Annotated in this window: 17 protein-coding genes; all 17 read right to left on the reverse strand. The window is 41.4% G+C overall.

All coding sequences use genetic code 11. The features are described from left to right. Positions 1 to 957 carry an ABC transporter permease gene (locus tag MKX55_RS20690; protein WP_042529522.1) on the reverse strand — a complete coding sequence of 319 codons (957 nt, stop codon included), beginning with the start codon at positions 955 to 957 and terminating at the stop codon, positions 1 to 3. Next, a complete protein-coding gene (locus MKX55_RS20695; RefSeq protein ID WP_042529520.1) occupies positions 954 to 1,892 on the reverse strand; it encodes an ABC transporter permease in 939 nt (312 codons plus the stop codon). Before MKX55_RS20695 ends, MKX55_RS20690 begins: the two co-directional genes overlap by 4 nt. Before the next feature lie 160 nt (positions 1,893 to 2,052). Beyond that, entirely contained in the window at positions 2,053 to 2,877 is an 825-nt protein-coding gene (locus MKX55_RS20700; RefSeq protein WP_042529518.1) for a M55 family metallopeptidase, read from the reverse strand. Between the two features lie 340 nt (positions 2,878 to 3,217). Continuing rightward, positions 3,218 to 4,549 (reverse strand): UDP-N-acetylglucosamine 1-carboxyvinyltransferase, encoded by a 1,332-nt coding sequence (murA, locus tag MKX55_RS20705; protein WP_042529516.1) that lies wholly within the window; start codon positions 4,547 to 4,549, stop codon positions 3,218 to 3,220. A 36-nt stretch (positions 4,550 to 4,585) separates the two neighbouring features. Further along, positions 4,586 to 5,383 carry a YwmB family TATA-box binding protein gene (locus tag MKX55_RS20710; RefSeq protein WP_289585507.1) on the reverse strand — a complete coding sequence of 266 codons (798 nt, stop codon included), beginning with the start codon at positions 5,381 to 5,383 and terminating at the stop codon, positions 4,586 to 4,588. A gap of 48 nt (positions 5,384 to 5,431) precedes the next feature. Continuing rightward, positions 5,432 to 5,683, reverse strand: coding sequence for a DUF1146 family protein (locus tag MKX55_RS20715; RefSeq protein ID WP_042529514.1), 252 nt, complete (start codon positions 5,681 to 5,683; stop codon positions 5,432 to 5,434). 291 nt (positions 5,684 to 5,974) lie between these two features. Further along, positions 5,975 to 6,373, reverse strand: a complete 399-nt coding sequence (locus tag MKX55_RS20720) for a F0F1 ATP synthase subunit epsilon (RefSeq protein ID WP_042529512.1) — start codon at positions 6,371 to 6,373, stop codon at positions 5,975 to 5,977. Between the two features lie 82 nt (positions 6,374 to 6,455). Beyond that, positions 6,456 to 7,853 carry a F0F1 ATP synthase subunit beta gene (gene atpD / locus MKX55_RS20725; RefSeq protein ID WP_042529510.1) on the reverse strand — a complete coding sequence of 466 codons (1,398 nt, stop codon included), beginning with the start codon at positions 7,851 to 7,853 and terminating at the stop codon, positions 6,456 to 6,458. A 33-nt stretch (positions 7,854 to 7,886) separates the two neighbouring features. Beyond that, a complete protein-coding gene (gene atpG, locus MKX55_RS20730) occupies positions 7,887 to 8,747 on the reverse strand; it encodes an ATP synthase F1 subunit gamma (protein WP_042535684.1) in 861 nt (286 codons plus the stop codon). An 80-nt stretch (positions 8,748 to 8,827) separates the two neighbouring features. Then, positions 8,828 to 10,339: a F0F1 ATP synthase subunit alpha gene (atpA, locus tag MKX55_RS20735; protein ID WP_042529508.1), complete on the reverse strand. Its 1,512-nt coding sequence runs from the start codon at positions 10,337 to 10,339 to the stop codon at positions 8,828 to 8,830. 18 nt (positions 10,340 to 10,357) lie between these two features. Next, on the reverse strand, positions 10,358 to 10,903 hold the full coding sequence (locus tag MKX55_RS20740; protein WP_042529506.1) for a F0F1 ATP synthase subunit delta: 546 nt from the start codon (positions 10,901 to 10,903) through the stop codon (positions 10,358 to 10,360). After that, positions 10,900 to 11,427 carry a F0F1 ATP synthase subunit B gene (locus tag MKX55_RS20745; RefSeq protein WP_042529504.1) on the reverse strand — a complete coding sequence of 176 codons (528 nt, stop codon included), beginning with the start codon at positions 11,425 to 11,427 and terminating at the stop codon, positions 10,900 to 10,902. The genes MKX55_RS20740 and MKX55_RS20745 overlap by 4 nt, the downstream gene beginning before the upstream one ends. A 189-nt stretch (positions 11,428 to 11,616) precedes the next feature. After that, positions 11,617 to 11,829 carry a F0F1 ATP synthase subunit C gene (gene atpE, locus MKX55_RS20750; RefSeq protein WP_040978261.1) on the reverse strand — a complete coding sequence of 71 codons (213 nt, stop codon included), beginning with the start codon at positions 11,827 to 11,829 and terminating at the stop codon, positions 11,617 to 11,619. A gap of 46 nt (positions 11,830 to 11,875) precedes the next feature. After that, a complete protein-coding gene (gene atpB, locus MKX55_RS20755) occupies positions 11,876 to 12,598 on the reverse strand; it encodes a F0F1 ATP synthase subunit A (RefSeq protein WP_042529502.1) in 723 nt (240 codons plus the stop codon). A gap of 46 nt (positions 12,599 to 12,644) precedes the next feature. After that, on the reverse strand, positions 12,645 to 13,043 hold the full coding sequence (locus MKX55_RS20760) for an ATP synthase subunit I (protein ID WP_339234675.1): 399 nt from the start codon (positions 13,041 to 13,043) through the stop codon (positions 12,645 to 12,647). Between the two features lie 712 nt (positions 13,044 to 13,755). Beyond that, positions 13,756 to 15,975: a S8 family serine peptidase gene (locus tag MKX55_RS20765; RefSeq protein WP_339234677.1), complete on the reverse strand. Its 2,220-nt coding sequence runs from the start codon at positions 15,973 to 15,975 to the stop codon at positions 13,756 to 13,758. A 170-nt stretch (positions 15,976 to 16,145) separates the two neighbouring features. After that, entirely contained in the window at positions 16,146 to 16,775 is a 630-nt protein-coding gene (gene upp, locus MKX55_RS20770) for a uracil phosphoribosyltransferase (protein WP_042529494.1), read from the reverse strand. Positions 16,776 to 16,782 lie beyond the last annotated feature (7 nt).

The raw sequence follows: 16,782 nt of genomic DNA on the forward strand, positions 1-16,782 counted from the left end.
CTACTTTCTTAATTTCGGATCAAGTGCATCCTGCAGACCGTCTCCCAAGACATTGAAGGCAAACATCGTAAAAGAGATAAAAAATGCCGGGAAGAACAAAGTCCACCAGTTTCCGGATAAAATCGCTCCTAATGAATCGTTTGCCATTACTCCCCAGCTGGCAAACGGGGCTTGAATCCCAAGACCGATAAAGCTTAAGAATGCTTCGGCAAATATTGCAGACGGCACGGTTAAGGTCATTTGAACAATAATGGGTCCCATCGTATTCGGAAGGAGGTTCTTCCGGATGATCCGCGATGTTTTCGTACCAAATGATTTCGAAGCGAGGACAAATTCATAGTTTTTAATTTGCAGCACCTGTCCCCGCACAATTCGGGCCATCCCTACCCAGCCGGTAATGGTCAATGCCAGAATAATCGTTCCAAGACTCGGCCCGAGTACAACTAAAAGTAAAATAACAACTAATAGATAAGGCAAGCCATATAACACTTCAATCATACGCATCATCACATTATCCGTACGGCCGCCCTTGTAACCGGAGATTCCTCCCCAGATAATCCCGATGGTGACGTCAATCAAGGCAGCTACCAGACCGACAAATAAGGAAATACGGGCGCCGTACCACGTCCGTGTAAACACATCTCTCCCTGCATTATCCGTGCCAAACCAATGCTCCATCGAAGGCGGCTGATACTGATTCGGAAGGTCTTGTCTGTTTACTTCATAAGGAGAAATAACCGGACCGAAAATAGCCATAATCGTCAGTAAGACGAGAAAGATCAGCCCAAGCATGGCCATCTTATTTTTCACCAGACGCCGCCAGGCATCCTGCCAATACGATAAGGATGGACGGGACACTTCCTCCATTTTTTCTTTATCCTTTTCTTTCCACGAAAACCATTCATCAGGGATAGCGGCCGGTGTCTCAAAATGCTCCATTTCTTTCTCTGGTTTCATCTTGATCTGCCCCCTTTCTGATGCATCTTGATTCGTGGATCAAGTATTCCATAGACAATGTCCACCAGGAAAAGCATAATAATCAAGAAAGCGCTGTAAAAAACAGTGGTCCCCATAATTACCGGGTAATCACGCTGGTTAATGCTTTCCACAAAATATCTTCCCATTCCCGGTATCGCAAAAATCTGTTCAATCACAAAGGTTCCTGTCAAGATCCCTGCAAAGAGGGTTCCCATAATCGTCACAACTGGCATTAACGCGTTCCGGAGCGCATGCTTGAAAATGACCTTCCAAGGCGACAGTCCTTTTGCCTTTGCCATTTTAATATAATCCTGTGTCAGCACCTCCAGCATTGTAGAGCGTGTCAAACGGGCAATAATTGCCATTGGTCCTGTCGCAAGCGCAAGGATAGGAAGCACCATGTGAGCGGGGCTTCTCCAGGTGGCTGCCGGAAATATTTCCAAATTTACCGCCAGCTGCTGAATAAGAATCGTAGCTAAAATAAAGTTTGGTATCGAGATGCCTAAAACAGCAATCCCCATAGTTAGATAATCAAGAAAGCCGTTATGCCGCAGCGCTGCAATTATTCCAATCAATACGCCGGAAACGACTGCCAGGGCAATCGTGATGATTCCCAGTTCAAAGGAAATTGGAAAACCCCGTGATAAAAGGTCATTTACTGTCTGATTAGGCTGCTTGATAGAAGGTCCGAATTCAAAGGTGACAATGGATTTAATGTAAAGCAAATATTGTATGTAGTAAGGCTGATCTAAATTATAATGCGCCTCCAGGTTAGCCTGTACCGTTGCATTTGATGACTGATCTGTGTTAAAAGGAGATCCTGGTATATTTACCATTAATACAAAAGTAAGGGTAATGATAACCCATAGTGTAACAATCATAATAAGTAAGCGCTTAAAAATGTATTTCAGCATACCTTTCACCTCACTATCATATCTTTTTATAAAAAAACATTCCGTATATAAAGAAAAGAAAAACGAACCTGTTAATTAAAAAGAATAAATCAGCTTGTTACTAATGATAAATATGTTTGTTTCTTGTATTCATTACACTTTAAGAGGTGGTTTAGAAGCTTTAGGAAAATGTTGTCTGCATGGCCAGTTCCGTCATAACCAGCATCGCTTGATAGGCTTCCTTCATATCTTTTGCCTGGAAGCGCACTTTGGTTGTGCCGGGAATCCATAGCGTGCCGGGCATTAAATTGGCCCATTCTGCCTGTCCGCTGTTATTAAATTCGATCGTCAGCTCTGGATTTTCTGGAGGAATCAATGGGGATACAAGCTTGCGGTTATCCAGAGCGAGCTTTACTTTTTCTTTAAGCAACAGACCTGCTTTTTTAGGCGTTAAACTTTTTACGGAGGATCTCGAGATTGTTTCCTTTACAACAGCAGTGGTGACATGCGGGATTAATTTCTCTGCTTCTGCCGCTGCCTGGTCATCTCCTGCTACAAATAAAACAGGTACACCAAAGTATCCGGCAAGATATGCATTCATTCCCATCTCCCCGATACAATGATCATTCAGATAAAAGTTACGGATAGCGTGTATCATTGAGTGTGACATCACCCCGCGCTGCCCTGCTCTTGCATGATAACCTACAAAGAAAACACCGCTATAGCTGTCATTTAATCCTTGCATCATTGAAAAGGGCTTGACCTCTCCCGTTATTAATAAGGCATCCGGATGAATCTCATCAATAAGTAAATTGTTCATCTTGGAATGGCTGTCGTTCACTAATACTTCTTCTGCTCCTTCATCAAAGGCAGCTTGAATCACGTAATTTGCTTCATCCGTCATTATTTTGCGGGCTCTTTCATAATTATGTTTCCGCCAATCCACAAAGCTGGCGTCGGGAAGTCCTGTTATTCCTTCCATATCCACAGAGATATACATTTTCATTTTCATCACCCAATCGAAATATTAGTAATTTTCTCAAATATAGCATGTTTCATGAAAAGTGAGAAGAGAAATATTGTAAAAAAATGAATTATCACTCATTTCATTTTCTAACATTTTATTTCGAAAAACGAATAGACTGCTGATTTAACGTAACTTGTTACTAACCATATCTATTTAATAAGATTTGAAAAAATCATTCTTTATACCTATGTAACCTGACAACATTGCTGCGATTAGTCGTCCTATCAAAAACTGTCGCTTGTTATAGGGGTTAATTACAGAAAAATAAAAAAGACGCATCTCCATGAGATACATCTTTTTTGAAAGGATTGCGATAGTATTATTCCGTTACAAATTCACTTAATTCGACATTTTCTTCTACGCCTAATGGCTGTAATACGACACCATTTTCATCAACGCGTCTAATGTCTGCGCCAAGATTCGCTAATTTTCCTACGATATCAACATATCCGCGATCTAAGTGCTTCAGCTCTGTAACCCGTGTATAACCGTCACTTACAAGTCCTGCTAAAATAAGTGCTGCTGCTGCGCGTAAATCTGTCGCTGCCACTTCTGCACCCTGTAATTTAGAAAGACCTTCGATAATCACACTGCGGCCTTCAATTTTAATATTCGCATTCATACGGCGAAATTCTTCTACATGCATAAAACGGTTCTCAAATACGGTTTCAGTGATAACACTGGTTCCCTTCGCACATAACATCAATGCCATCATTTGTGATTGCATATCTGTCGGGAAACCTGGATGCGGCAATGTTTTTATATCTGTAGATTGCGTCGCATCAGAACCAATAACCCGTAATCCGCCGTCTTCATCAATCACTTGCACGTTCATCTCTTCCAATTTCGAAACCACTGAACTTAAATGTTCACGCACAGCATTTTCAATTAATATATTTCCTTTTGTAATTGCTGCTGCAACCATAAATGTTCCTGCTTCAATACGATCTGGAATCATGATATGCTCTGTTCCGTAAAGCTTTTCCACACCGTGGATACGGATGGTTTCAGTACCAGCTCCAACGATTCTTGCGCCCATTTTATTTAAGTAGTTAGCTAAGTCAACGATTTCAGGTTCTTTCGCTGCGTTTTCAATCACTGTTTTTCCATCTGCTAATGCAGCGGCCATCATGATATTTTCTGTAGCACCAACACTTGGCATATCTAAATAAATTTTCGCGCCATGCAGGCGGCCATTTGATTTAGCTTCTACAAAACCATTACCAACGTGAATCTCTGCTCCCATAGCTTCAAAACCTTTTAAATGTAAGTCAATTGGACGTGATCCAATTGCACATCCTCCAGGCATAGCTACCTTTGCGTGTCCATAGCGGGCTAATAATGGTCCCAGCACAAGCACGGATGCACGCATTTTTCTTACATATTCAAACGGGGCTTCTGTCTCCAGCTTAGCAGAAGCATCAATCATTACTGTTTTTTCTGTTGAATCAAATTCCACATTGGCATTTAAGTTGCGAAGCACTTCATTAATTGTGTATACGTCTGCTAATACTGGTACTTCTTTAATAATACTTTTTCCTTCACTAGCTATTAAGCTAGCAGCAAGTACAGGCAGGACTGCGTTTTTAGCACCTTCAACACGCACAGTGCCTTCTAACTTTCGTCCGCCACCAACGATGATTTTTTCCATGTCATAAATCCCCTTCAGAATCTAATTTCCCTATTATTAATATTCATTGATTAGGATAGGTGTTCCTATCATAAAACTCTTTTCCCCTTGACGATCTGCAACAGTGGTAATTTGCACATTTTTTGGGTCATTTTCCATGAAATAAAACTGCTCCCATGTTTTTGTATACCCGTATGTACTTTTTTCAATCCTAGAATTTTCTATATTGTCATTTTTAGTCGAAATATGCTCTATATTAAAATATGTCGCTGCTTCATTTAAAATTACATCGTGATTCATTATATCACTATCTTGTATAGATAGACAAGTATATAGTTGTGTCTCTTTTGTTAAATAATTCTTTTGTACAGCTCTTTTCTCTTTTTGATACTTTTGGCTTATTTGGTTATTCCAATCAGTCCCATGCATAACAACAATTACCTCTGCCAGCTCTTCCTTATCCACAGGAAGAATCACATTATATATTACGTAAAAGGGGTCCTCTTTGTGACGACTCTCAAAAGTATACTTTATCCGGTTTTCATCCTTATCCTCCTGTAGCGTATACGTTGCTTCCAGCTGCTGAACAAGATGTTGTGCCTCTTCTGCTGCCATCTGTTCCTTCATCGTTACCTCCCAAAAGTCGATATTCCAATCGTTCGACATCGCAAATGCACCTAAGTCCTGCATTTCATCCTCCTGATAAGGCTGGCTGAAGGCCTGGTTAACAAAAAAGCAAATAAGCAGCAAAAAACAAATAGCCTGTTTGTTTCGCTGACCTCGATTTTGGAATGCCTGAAGGGGGCTTGCTTGGGTAAAAGGGAAATTAGAATGAAAAAGAATTTTATGAAACATAAAAAAACCTCCTATCAAATCTATTAATCTCAGTTTTGACAGAAGTTTTTATATCAATACATGTATGGAAGAAAAAAGATATATTAAATCACCAGACCATTGCAATATATCAAGAAAGAACCTGCTTACACCTGTTCCAATCATAATCGTAATAAACAGAAGAAACACTCTTGCTTCTGCTGATCTTCCTTTTTTAAATATCGTTTCAATCCGGATGGCAGTAACTACTTTCCAAGTCAGATAAATAAACATGATATGGGAGAAGATACTGAGCAAAGCTAATTGTCCTGCTGAAAACATAACAAACTCCTTTCTTTATATGCTGAAACATTATTTTTTTGTCTTATATTGTGGAATAATATTTTCAATGCATCATTTCCCGGGAAATTATAACATATTTCGTTTTATTTCCTTGGTAAGAAGTACTTTTGATATCGATAACAGCCAATATGAATTATTTATTATTCAACTGTTTGCTCCCTTCTTAAAACAAAATTTTATTCAGAGGGAGTCCTGCAGTCAGTTACACTGCGATAAAATAAACTCCCTATCCATCATTTGGGCAGGGAGTTTATTTATTTAAAACTTATATTATGAATTTGCGATTTCCAGACGATTAATTGCCCGTTTTAATGCAAGTTCAGCACGATATCTATCTACTGTATCGCTTTTATCCTGAAGACGTTTCTCTGCACGTTCTTTTGCTTGCTTTGCACGCAAAACGTCGATATGATCAGCAGTTTCCGCAGACTGTGCCAGGATAGTTACTTTATCAGGCTGTACTTCCATAAAGCCTCCGCTGATTGTAACCTGCTTCGTATCGCCTGATTTCTTCAAGCGGACAATACTAATCTGCAGTGGCGAGACAAGCGGAATATGCTTTGGCAGGATTCCAATTTCACCAGTTTCCGCTTTACAGACAACCATATCAAAGCTATCTTCCAGAATCGGACCTTCAGGAGTGACGACACTTACTTCTAATGTACTCAATGTTTACCCCTCCTACAGCTGGCCTCGAAGCCATAAGGATGATACATTGGTCTTTCATTTATGAATCATCCTCTGCTGTCTATTATTCCGAAGCTTTTGCTTTTTCAACTACTTCTTCGATACGTCCAACAAGACGGAAGGCATCCTCTGGAAGGTCATCGTACTTTCCTTCAAGAATTTCTTTGAAGCCTTGAACCGTTTCTTTTACCGGAACATACGAGCCAGGCTGCCCAGTGAACTGCTCAGCAACGTGGAAGTTTTGCGATAAGAAGAATTGAATACGGCGTGCGCGGGAAACTACCAGCTTGTCCTCATCACTTAACTCGTCCATACCAAGAATTGCAATAATATCCTGCAATTCACGGTATTTTTGAAGTGTTTGCTGTACTTCTACCGCAACACGATAATGCTCCTCGCCAACCACTTCCGGGTCAAGTGCACGAGAAGTTGATGCTAATGGATCCACGGCAGGATAGATACCTTGCTCAGAAAGCTTACGATCTAAGTTTGTCGTTGCGTCCAAGTGAGCGAAAGTAGTTGCCGGCGCTGGATCAGTATAGTCATCGGCCGGTACATAAATTGCTTGAATTGATGTTACAGAACCTTTATCCGTTGAAGTGATACGCTCCTGTAATCGTCCCATTTCTGTAGCAAGTGTCGGCTGGTAACCTACGGCTGAAGGCATACGTCCAAGAAGTGCGGATACCTCCATACCTGCTTGGGTAAAACGGAAGATATTATCAATAAACAATAATACGTCCTGACCTTGTTCATCACGGAAATATTCAGCCATCGTAAGACCTGTCAATGCCACACGCATACGGGCACCAGGCGGCTCGTTCATCTGACCAAATACCATCGCTGTTTTTGCAATAACTCCAGAGTCGCTCATTTCATAGTAAAGGTCATTTCCTTCACGGGTACGTTCTCCAACACCCGCAAATACAGAAATACCGCCATGCTCTTGAGCAATGTTATTGATTAATTCTTGAATTAATACGGTTTTACCTACACCGGCTCCGCCAAACAGACCGATCTTACCACCCTTGATATATGGGGCAAGCAAGTCTACAACTTTGATACCTGTTTCCAGGATCTCTGTTTCTGTAGACAGATTCTCAAAATCCGGTGCTTCCCGGTGAATTGGATCTAAGCGGGTGCCTGCTGGAAGCGGCTCATCTAAATCAATTTTTTCACCTAAAATATTAAATACTCGTCCTAATGTAACATCTCCAACAGGGACAGAAATCGGTCGACCTAAATCTTCTACTTCTGCTCCGCGCTGGAAACCATCTGTTGAGGACATTGCAATTGTACGAACACTATGATCACCAAGGTGAAGGGCTACTTCAAGCGTTAAATCTTCACCTGACTGTTTACTGCGTACTACTAATGCATTGTTTATAGCTGGGAGCTGACCATCTTCAAAACGTACGTCAACGACCGGTCCCATCAGCTGTGTTACGCGTCCTTTCGTCATCTGTTCCCCTCCTAACTTAACTTACCTGCGTGCCTATTCAAGCGCTGCTACACCGCCGACGATTTCGGTAATCTCTTGGGTAATCGCTGCTTGACGTGCACGGTTATATGAAAGTTCTAAATCACCAATCAATTCATTTGCATTATCTGTTGCACTGCGCATTGCTGTCATACTTGCAGCATGCTCACTTGCTTTTCCGTCAAGTAATGCGCCAAAAATCAAGCTCTCTGCATATTGAGGTAAAAGTACTTCCAGAATCTCCTCCTGATTCGGATCAAATTCATAATCAGAGGCAGAAGCGCTTTGTTCTTCTATATTTTCAATCGGCAGAAGCTGTTTATTTGTGACTACTTGAGAAATCGCACTTACATAATGATTATAAATAATATGAAGTTCATCAATTTCCTCATCAGCATACATTTGCACAGCTTCAGAAGCAAGGTCTTTCACATCTGCAAATGAAGGATGGTCTGACATTCCTAATATACTCTGGGCAACTGGAAGTCCGCGTTTACGGCAAAAGTCATATCCTTTTCTCCCAATCACAATAAGGGTATATTCATCTTTTGAGGAATGATTCTGTTCAATTTTATTTATAAGGTTTTTTAAAATATGACTATTATACGCTCCAACTAAACCACGGTCAGAAGTGATGATCAGATAGCCTGTTTTCTTCACTTCCCGCTTCGTAAGCATCGGATGCTGTAAGTCTGTATTGGAATTTGCAATACTGCTAACTACTTCCTGCAGCTTCTCTGCGTATGGAACAAATCCGCGGGCATTTTGTTCTGCCTTAGACATTTTAGATGCCGATACAAGCTCCATTGCCCCTGTGATTTGTTTTGTTTTCTTCGTTGAGTCAATTCTTCCTTTTAAATCTCTCAGTGATGCCAAGCTTTTCACCACACTTTCCTATAAGGAATGCGGACCGAAGTTATTCGCTATTCGGTCCTTTTACTTTTATCGCAGACATCTTATTGATTAGATGGCAAGAATGTATTTTTGAAGCTTTCAATTGCTCCGCTGAATTCTTTATCATCTGGAAGAGCACCAGTTTCGCGAATTGTTGTGAAAATATCATTTTGGTTATGCTCGATCCAAATATTCATTTCTTCTTCAAAACGCTGAATATCTTCCACAGGAATATCATCTAAGAAACCTCTTGTTAAGGCATAGATAATCGCAACCTGTTTTTCAACGCCCATTGGTTTATGAAGACCCTGCTTCAATACTTCCACTGTACGTTGACCGCGGTTAAGTTTCGCTTGTGTTGCTTTGTCAAGATCAGAACCGAATTGCGAGAATGCTTCCAGCTCACGGAATGATGCCAGGTCAAGACGAAGCGTACCAGCAACTTTTTTCATCGCTTTGATTTGTGCGGATCCACCTACACGGGATACAGATAAACCAGGGTTAATCGCCGGACGTACCCCTGAGAAGAATAAGTCGGATTGTAAGAAAATCTGACCATCTGTAATCGAGATAACGTTGGTAGGGATATACGCAGAGATATCTCCTGCTTGTGTTTCAACAAAAGGTAGTGCTGTTAACGAACCGCCGCCTTTTGCGTCACTTAGTTTAGCTGCACGTTCTAATAAGCGTGAATGCAGATAGAATACATCCCCCGGGAATGCTTCACGGCCTGGCGGACGACGAAGTAACAGAGAAAGTTCACGGTAAGCAACTGCCTGTTTTGATAAATCATCATAAACAACAAGCACGTGTTTGCCGTTATACATGAACTCTTCACCCATCGCTACACCAGCATATGGTGATAAGTATAATAATGGAGCCGGGTCAGATGCACCTGCAGATACAACGATTGTGTAATCTAATGCACCATGTTTACGGAATGTTTCTACTGTCGAACGGACAGTGGATTCTTTTTGACCGATGGCAACATAGATACAAATCATATCCTGATCTGCCTGGTTCAAAATTGTATCTACTGCTACCGTTGTTTTACCAGTCTGACGGTCACCGATGATCAACTCACGCTGTCCGCGTCCGATTGGTACAAGCGCGTCAATCGCTTTTATACCTGTTTGTAATGGCTCATCAACGGATTTACGATCCATTACACCTGGTGCCTGTGCTTCGATTGGACGCATTTTTGACGTTTCGATTGCGCCTTGTCCATCGATTGGCTGACCTAACGGGTTCACCACGCGGCCTAAAAGTTCCTCTCCAGCCGGTACTTGCATGATACGGCCTGTACGACGAACTTCGTCACCTTCTTTGATTTCCTCGTAAGGTCCAAGAATAACGATACCTACATTGCTTTCCTCTAAGTTCTGAGCCAGGCCCATTACTCCATTAGAGAATTCAAGCAGCTCTCCAGCCATTGCATTATCAAGTCCGTGTGCACGTGCAATCCCGTCCCCGATTTCAATAACTGTTCCTACATCAGTAACTTCTATGTCTGAATCAAAATTTTCAATTTGCTTTTTTATCAGCGTACTGATTTCTTCAGCATTAATGCTCATACCATTTCACCCCTATCATCATTTATTAGCAGATACAATACTACGGGAGATTCGATTTAGCTTCCCTTTTACCGTACCGTCATAAATCGTATTTCCAACTCTGATTTTGATTCCGCCTAAAATCGACGGATCGACGATATTGTTAAGTTGAACTGCACTTTTTCCTAATCGGACAGCAAAAGAGCGTGCTAAATGACTCTTTTCATCATCCGTTAAATTTCTTGTCGAATAAACTGTAGCATCTGCCATTCCTTTTGCATCATTTACTAAAGAAATGAATTCATCGATAATGGTTGGAATGATCGATATTCGATGGCGATCCACCAATAATTGAAGTGTATTCAATACAATCGGGTCCACCCCTTGAAAACCTTCAACTACCAGCTGTTTCTTTTTTGCATTATCAATCTTTGGATGCGTCAGGAATTTAGCTAATTTTTTATCATTCTTAAAAACAGGCTGCACGACTTTAAAGTCTGCTGTAAGCTGTTCTAATTTTTGCTGTTCTACTCCAAGTCTGAAAAGAGCATCTGCGTATCGTTTAGCAACTACTACATTACTCATCGCTCTTCTCCTACCTCTTTAATGTATTCGTTGATTAATTTCTCTTGATCCTGCTCCGTTAATTCTTTCTCAATCACTTTGCTGGCAATTAATACAGATAGAGACGCCACTTTATCCTGCAGCGCTTGGATAGCTCTTTCTTTCTCGTTTTGGATATCTGCCTGGGCAGCTTCTTTCAGACGCTCTGCTTCTTTCTTCGCAGCTGCAATAATCTGTTCTTCTTGCTTGCTGCCTGCTGCTTTTGCATCTTCAATCATTTTTTGAGCTTCCGCTCTCACTTGATTAAGCTGCTCAGCTGCTTCTTTAGAAGCTTTTTCTGCATCAGCTCTGCTTTTTTCAGCTTCTTCGATTTCATTCGCTACGTATTGCTCACGCTTTTCCATCATATTCATCAATGGACCCCAGGCGAACTTTTTCAATAATGCCAGAAGTACAAGGAAGAAAAATAGCTGAACGAGCATGTCTACCCATTGCAAGCCGCCGATTTGGGCTCCAACTATCAATAAATCAGTATATGAATGCACGAATTCCACTCCTTTCGCTAAGACCTTGTTCTAAAATAGAGCGCATACCGCTGCTGCTCAGCCGGGCTGCCTGCTCTATTTCATTTATTACATACGAAACGTCGTATACCTTTTAGAATGAACACTGTTGCATAAAGGAATGGCGAAGATTCTCCCTGAGATAAACTTCGCCATTATATTTCTGAAAAATTAGCCGCCAATTACCATAAATGCGATAACTGCTGCGATGATCGGAATCGCCTCAACAAGTGCTACCCCGATAAACATTGTTCCTTGAAGCGGTCCTCTTAGTTCTGGCTGACGAGCGATTCCCTCTACTGTTTTACTTACGATCATACCGTTACCAAGACCAGCACCTAATGCTGCCAGTCCAATTGCGATTGCTGCTGCTAAAGCTCCCATGAATAATTTCCTCCTTTTTATGTGTAAAAAAATATAATAGTTTTATTTAATGGTCCTCGCTCACTTTATGAGACATGTACACCATTGTTAACATAACAAATACATAAACTTGAATTGTACCGATAAAGAGTTTGAAGCCCATCCACGCAAGTGTCGGGATCGCTGCTCCGAAAAATCCGAATACAGATGATGTTGCCAGTCCAATAAGTAGACCTAATAAGATTTCACCTGCATAAATGTTACCGAATAAACGAAGACCTAATGTTAAAGTATTTGTGAATTCTTCAACAATTTTAAATGGCAACATAAGCGGCACGGGACTTACGAATGTTTTTAAGTATGCCTTGGTGCCCCGGATTTTTATACCATAGTAATGCGTTAATAAAATAACCATTACAGATAGTGTCAATGTCATCACTGGATCTGCAGTTGGAGATTTCCACCATAAGTCATGTCCAACCACGCCCACAGTTGCTACACCCACAAGGTTACTTACTAAGATATAAAAAATAAGCGTTAAACCAAGCGGAAGAAATAGTCTCCCTGTTTTCCAATCCATATTGTCTTTTATAATGCCTTTGACAAACTCTACTGCCCATTCCATAAAGTTCTGTATGCCTGTAGGCTTCATCTGCAGTTTTTTGCTTCCCCACACACAAAAAACAAACACAATGAGTGATACAATAACAGTCATTAAAAGATTGGCAAGGTTTAAATCCGCACCTGGTATCCCAAAGACATCATGTACTATCGGACTTTCGTGATCCAAAATTATCACCCCTTTACTAAAACTATTTGTAAGTAAAAATGGAATACTAGAGTGGTCTATCTTCTCCTCGTTTGTATACGATAATCTGATAGAAAATAAAATCCAGCGCCATAATCACATAAGAAGATACAATTCCAAAGATTACAGCATATAAATGGAAATACGCTTCAAATCGCATCGCGATGACAACAGCTAAAATGGCGGCTGTCATCCTGGATAATGTACCTAAACCGCTTCTAGCCTTCCTGCCTGCTGCAATTGTTTCGCCAAGTTGATTGGACTTGTATTGCAGTAACCACAAGTTATAAAGACTAACACTACTACCTAAGATTAGACCGAGTAAAATTCGGGTATAGGGTAGGAATCCAGCGCAAAGAACTAAAATTGCTAACCAGTAAAGCATCCACTTCCGCTGACGGATAATCATATTATCAAAATTAGACATCAATGCTATTTCACTCCTAATGCCCGTCAACTTAGATACTTGTGTTAGGAAAATAGATTTGCATCCGTTTTCAATCAAGTTGGGGAACTTCTTGCTGGGTAATACTACTTGTAGTCTTAGATGCGGAGGTGTTACATACTATTTGCATCTATGTATAGAAGGCAGAGAAATGCATTTCGCATATTTTTCAGAAAGCATCGATTTTTAATGGGCTTTTACCGCTCTCTCCTTTTCTCCACACTAAGTAAGTTTACAATACGCCTGTAAGAGTTGTCAACGTGTACCAAGCAATATACTGGGTATTTTTAAAACCGTCATAAAACCCTTCAAATCAAGCGTATTCCTATAGTATAAGGGTTTGTGAAATGTTTTACAAGGTCTCTTCCACACAAATACTTCCAATCAATTTGACATTTTTGTGAACAAGCTTTTTTTTACTAGATAAAAAAGGTAGAAATCAGAGATTTTATCATCTTATTTTAGCTGAGATAAAATAATACATTTTATTATCATACATGGATGTTCAGAAAGACCAAGAACACCAATAGGTCTTTACAACCTCGGTGTTCTTGCCAAAGAGATGTCCGCTGCGACGGTTTTCGATGGGACGAGTAATTGCAGCAATGTTGTCAGGTTAATGCGACCGCTGCGGAAAAAGCCTATCCGTACTTCTTGCGTGCTGTGTTTTACAGAAATCCTTGCCCGCAGCTTATTACTGAGGGACATTTTGAACATCTTCTATAAAAACCATCGTTTCCACCTGCTCAAATTCACCGTCTTCAAGCTCTGCTGTGATTAATGCCAGGTAATAACCAGGTGCTCCTGCTTCTTCTTTGCTGATAACTCCCTCATGACGCCCTTCCTCCAGTTCTGCTTCTTCCAGCAGTTTCCGTTCAAACAATAATGTCTCTGGGTGATATAAACTGACATCCAGGCTTTTAACAGGTTCTGTTACAAAGAATTGATACTTATAATCCGCATTTTCAAACGGTTCCAAGTAGAATTCAAAGCCTGCCGTTTTAGGCTGATCTGCCTCCTGATTGACAATGATGTACGGCAAAGCATAGCTTCTTTCATCTTCTTTCAGTGTCAGCCAGCCTTCATGCACTCCTTCTTCCAGACGCTCCCGGTTCATTGACAGCTCTATCGTTACTTCCTCTTGTTCTCCCGGTTCGATTGTAAAGGATTGCGGGATGCTCCATACTAGACCATCTTTTCGCTCCGGCGTTTCAAAATAATACGTTTGTTCTTTCTCTGTTTTATTTTCAATAGTAACTGTTTCTGTAAATGCTTCCTGATACTGATTCAGCTTCCCAAACTCCAGCTGCGGGTCAGAAATAATGGCAGGGGTATCTACTGCCGCATCCAGCTGCATCAGTCCCATCCCTTGCGTAGTAGCATTAAGCCGGACTTCCTGTTCTTCAAAAGGCTGTGCTGTTGTTTTAAGTGCGCCAATCAGCTGTGTATTCGTCCAGTCTGGATGCGCCTCCTTTAAAACAGCAAAGGCCCCTGCCACATGCGGAGCGGCCATACTCGTCCCGTCCATTGCCTGATATCCTCCGGGAACCGTGCTCCATATGGCAGCTCCCGGTGCAGAAATATCCGGCTTGATTGCCCATTGGACAGTCACCGGCCCACGTGAACTAAAGGGTGCAATCGTCAATAACGATTCTTTTTGAATAGAATCTATAAAATAATTCCCTTGATTTATTTGCGTCTGCAGCCATTCTCCTTCTTCTTGCTGGATAGAAGCAACCGGAATTGTTACAGGCTGACGGTTATTCTCTACCGATGCCTGCAAAGGTCCAGGTTCTGAATTATAAATAATCAAGGCTTCTGCACCCAGACTTTCTGCTTGTAATGCCAATTCAAAAAAGGGAATCTCTTTTCGTTTCGCAACTGCTATTTTTCCTTGTAGAGATTCTCCCTGCTCCAGATTGTCCATATCCGCCAGCTCATAGGAGCGGTCCAGCTCCCATGGTTCAGCTCCGATTGCTTCGATTAAAGGAATTTCCTTTTCCTCAAACGTATCTGCAAGCACAGGCTCTTTTTGGGGTGTTGTGGATGCTCCCACAGATACAGACTTGTCTGCTGTTGCCGGCGATCCGACTGTCCATGCATCCGGTCCGCTGTTTCCATTTGCAATAACAACAATCATGCCAAGCTCGCTGGCACGGTTTACAGCCATACTCGTCGGGTAATCCGGAACATTGACATCATTGCCCAAGGACAGGTTGATAATATCCATCTCATCCTCGATTGCTTTTTCTATAGCAGCCAGCACTTGAACAGAGGAGCCTGAACCGCCTGGCCCAAGAGCACGATAGGAGTAAATCTCTGCGTCTGGAGCTACCCCATTTATCTCCCCATTGCCTGCAATGATTCCTGCTACATGGGTCCCGTGTGCAGTTGGCTGCCCTTCCTCCGGTGTGGTTTCCATTGGATCATCATCGAAATCAACCAGATCATAGCCGCCTTGATAATTCTTTTGTAAATCATTGTGGTTATAGTCAATTCCTGTATCAATCACACCTACTTTAACACCGTCCCCTGTAAAAGGAGTTGTATTCAAATCTTGCGGTTCTGGTGCAGAGGAATCCATTTCTTCCGTTACATCGGCGCTATTTGTCTGTTGAGGCAGGGTTTCGTATGTCTGCACCTGGTGGAATGTCTTCACCTGCTCAATGGAGCCAAGCTCTGCCAGCTGTTCTCCTTTTCCTTCGACAGCAAGTCCGTCAAAAACAATATCGTATACCGCTACAACCTCCACAAATGGATGATAAGCTTCTATTTCTTCTTTTACTTCATGCGGGTCTCCCTCTACTTCTATAATCAGAGTCTGCTTGGGATTGTCAGCATGATACACCGTTATGGTTTGCAGCTGCATCAAAAGCAAGCAGATTACGAGAGAGTACAACACCTTTTTCCACATAACATCTCCACCTTTGTAGAGTAGTTTTCGTGGATAAAGGTCATTTTATACAATTTTTAACGGGGGTAAATTTATCACACGGTTCTTTTATGGTATTCTGTGTTATCCACAGTCTTCTTTTTAACATGAAAAGCAGACTGGATATGATATCCAGTCTGCTTTTCATTCTCTTATTTTGTTCCGAATAGACGATCTCCTGCATCTCCAAGGCCAGGAACAATGTAACCATGGTCATCCAGACGTTCATCTAGTGCTGCTAAGTAAATATCTACATCCGGGTGTACTTCTTGTACTGCCTTCACGCCTTCTGGTGCCGCTACCAGACACATCAAGCGGATATTTTTCGCGCCGCGTTTTTTCAAAGCACCAATGGCATCAATTGCCGAACCGCCTGTTGCCAGCATCGGGTCAATCACAATCAGTTCACGTTCTTTAATATCATTGGGTAATTTAACATAGTATTCTACCGGTTTTAGTGTTTCTGGGTCACGATATAAACCAACATGTCCAACTTTTGCTGCCGGAATCAGTTTGCGTACGCCGTCAACCATGCCTAAGCCTGCACGAAGAATCGGCACCAGTCCAAGTTTTTTACCAGCTAATACTTTTGATTTTGATGTGGTAACTGGTGTTTCCACTTCTACATCAGATGTTGGTAAATCTCTTGTAATTTCAAATGCCATTAACATCGCTACTTCGTCTACAAGCTCGCGAAATTCTTTTGTTCCTGTATTTTTATCGCGAATATACGTTAATTTATGTTGAATTAACGGATGATCAAATACAAATACATTACTCACGTGACCA

Source organism: Oceanobacillus sp. FSL W7-1281, from assembly GCF_037969835.1.
Classification (GTDB): domain Bacteria; phylum Bacillota; class Bacilli; order Bacillales; family Amphibacillaceae; genus Oceanobacillus; species Oceanobacillus oncorhynchi.